The organism is Bhargavaea cecembensis, assembly GCF_000826125.2.
Lineage (GTDB): Bacteria > Bacillota > Bacilli > Bacillales_A > Planococcaceae > Bhargavaea > Bhargavaea cecembensis_B.
In genome coordinates, this window is record NZ_LN651372.1 from 365,700 (window position 1) to 368,500 (window position 2,801).

Genomic DNA, 2,801 nt, shown 5'->3' on the forward strand with positions numbered 1-2,801 from the left:
CCGTCTTCCAGGTCTTCATTGAAATGGGGAAGCGAGCCGATGTCGGCGATGCGGAGATCGAATTCCCCGCCGAATCGCTCCCGGATCGTCTTCGCGAGCCGCAGGTTATACGAATTCTTTCTCAGGCTGCCGACAATGGCGAGCATGTTCATGAAACCGCCTCCTTGATTGGATTCATTTCTTTGCCAGCGCCCGTCCCGCCTGGCGTCCGGAGAACAGGCAGCCGCCGAGGAAGGTGCCTTCGAGCGAACGGTAGCCGTGGACGCCCCCGCCCCCGAAGCCGGATGCCTCGCCTGCGGCATACAGGCCCGGGACCGGCTGCCCGTCCATGCCGAGCACCTGTCCGTCGAGGTTCGTCTGCAGGCCGCCGAGCGTTTTCCGGCTGACGATGTTCAGCCGGACGGCGATGAGCGGGCCGGCGTCCGGGTCAAGGATCTGATGCGGCGGGGCGACCCGGATGAGCCGGTCCCCGACCGAATGCCGGGCGCCTCGGATGGCCGTCACCTGTGCGTCTTTCGAGAATTTATTGTCCATTTCCCGGTCGCGTGCACGAACCTGGCGTTCGATCGCTTCAAGGGAAATCAAATCTGATCCGGAGAGCCGGTTCATGCCGGCGACGAGTTCGGGGAGCGTGTCGGCGACGACGAAGTCTTCTCCGTTGTCGAGAAAGGCCTGCACCGGGTCCGGTGCGCCCGGCAGGATTCTCGACAGGATGAGCGGGATGCTCTGCCCGGTAAGGTCCGGATTCTGCTCGGAGCCGGAAAGCGCAAACTCCCGTTCAATGATCTTCTTCGTGAGGATGAACCAGGAATAGTCGTAGCCGGTCTTGCCGATCGCTTCGAGCGTCGCGAGCGTATCGAAGCCCGGAAAGTTCGGCGCGCCGAACCGGTTCCCTTCCGCGTCGAACCAGAGCGACGACGGGCCCGGCAGAATGCGGATCCCGTGGTTCGGCCAGACGGGATCGAAGTTTTTGAGCCCTTCCGTGTAATGCCACATCCGGTCGCGGTTGACGATCCGGCCGCCCGATTTTTCCGTCTCGGCCAGCAGATGCCCGTCGACAAACGCCGGCACGCCCGACAGCATCCGCTCCGGCGGCTTCCCGAGCCGCTCCGGCCAGTTTTTCCGGATGAGCCCGTGATTGCCGCCGATGCCGCCGCTCGTGACGAGAACCGCCCCGCCGCGCACTTCAAACAGACTCTCCATTTCCCTCGACGTGGCCACCCCGCGCTTTGCATCGCTCGGCATGAGCTTCTCGCCGCGGACGCCGGTGACCGCCCCGTTTTCGGTGATGAGTTCCGTCACCCGGTGGCGCGGCAGGTAATGGAGGAGGCCGTCCTGAACCCCTTTGAGGACCCCGTCGCGGAACGGCCGGACGATCCCCGGTCCCGTTCCCCACACGATATGAAACCGCGGCACCGAGTTGCCGTGCCCGTCCGCCAGGCTTCCCCCGCGCTCCGCCCAGCCGACGACCGGAAAAAAGCGGACCCCGAGCGAATGCAGCCAATCCCGTTTTTCATTCGCCGCAAAGTCGACGTACGCCTCCGCCCAGCGCCGGCCCCACAGATCCTCATCATCCAGCCGGTCAAACCCGGCCGTCCCGAGCCAGTCCTGCCACGCCAGCTCATGCGAATCCTTGATCCCGAGCCGCCGCTGCTCCGGCGAATCCACGAGAAACAGCCCGCCGAACGACCACCACGCCTGCCCGCCGAAATTCGACGACGGCTCCTGATCGAGCAGCAACACCCGTTTCCCCGCGCCGGCAAGCTCCGACGCCGCCACGATCCCCGACAGCCCCGCTCCGGCGATGATCACATCATAGTCCATCCGAAATCCCCCCGTTTTCATTGTTGCATCCATTGTAAATGAATTTTCAGAACTTGTCGGGCGGGAGGGGTCGGGGGCTGAGGAGTAGCCGTCAGGAGCGGCCCGGTCAACAGAAACCGCCCGGCCCTCCTTTGGATCCGGAGGGCCGGGCGGTTTATTGGCAGACCTTTAGATTTCCCGGCCCTTGCCCGTCTTCTGCCGTGTCAGCCACCAGGCGTTGAGGCCCGCGGCGATCGGGATGATGAGGGCGATGCCGATGCCGGCGGAGAAGATGATGAGCATCTCGCCGCCGAACACCTTGGAATTGACGATCTGGCCGATCGAGTAATCCAGGTCGCGGAACCAGATGAGCAGCGCCATGTAGCCTCCGATGAACGCGAAGAACAGCGTGTTCGTGTCAGAGCCGAGGATGTCGCGGCCGATCCTCATGCCGGACTGGAACAGCTCCTTTCGGCTGATGTCCGGATGATGGAGGAACACTTCCCGCGCAGGCGATGAAATGGCGATCGCGACGTCCGTGATCGCGCCGATCGTGCTCATGATGATCATCGACACGGCGATCTTCACGAAATCGACGCCGATCAGCAAGGAAAAGATGCTGATCTCGTCCGCCTCCTCCTCGCTGAACCCCTGGATCATCGATCTCTTGGCGATCCAGTAGATGAGGAACAGCAGGATGGCGATCGTCAGGAGCGTCGAAACGAACGCCAGGACGGTCTTGCTGTTGATTTCATTGATGTAGAACAGGTTGACGGCGCTGATGACCGTGCAGGCGATGAGCGTGAGGATGACCGGATCGACGGCCGGGTCCATCAGGAAAAACAGCGTGACGATCACGACGCCGAAGTTCAGAAACAGCGCGATGAACGACCGCGCCCCCTTCCGCCCGCCGACGAGCAGCATGAGCGCAAGTAAAATAAAGGCCAGGCAGACGATCGTGTTCATGCGCCCGCCCCCCTTCTCTTCACGAAGTAGAG

General features: G+C 62.9%; 3 protein-coding genes. All 3 read right to left on the bottom strand.

Annotated features, from left to right (window positions below):
* Positions 1 to 152: NADPH-dependent FMN reductase (locus BN1189_RS16750; protein WP_040226023.1), on the bottom strand; the 152-nt coding region annotated here is incomplete at its 3' end.
* 22 nt (positions 153 to 174) lie between these two features.
* Positions 175 to 1,824: an FAD-binding dehydrogenase gene (locus BN1189_RS04695; protein WP_040226025.1), complete on the bottom strand. Its 1,650-nt coding sequence runs from the start codon at positions 1,822 to 1,824 to the stop codon at positions 175 to 177.
* A 168-nt stretch (positions 1,825 to 1,992) separates the two neighbouring features.
* Positions 1,993 to 2,769, bottom strand: coding sequence for a YibE/F family protein (locus BN1189_RS04700; RefSeq protein ID WP_040226028.1), 777 nt, complete (start codon positions 2,767 to 2,769; stop codon positions 1,993 to 1,995).
* Positions 2,770 to 2,801 lie beyond the last annotated feature (32 nt).

Bases quoted from the DNA above. Each gene is read 5' to 3' on its own strand.
- BN1189_RS04695 (WP_040226025.1), bottom strand. From the start codon at position 1,824: ATGGACTATGATGTGATCATCGCCGGAGCGGGGCTGTCGGGGATCGTG.
- BN1189_RS04700 (WP_040226028.1), bottom strand. From the start codon at position 2,769: ATGAACACGATCGTCTGCCTGGCCTTTATTTTACTTGCGCTCATGCTG.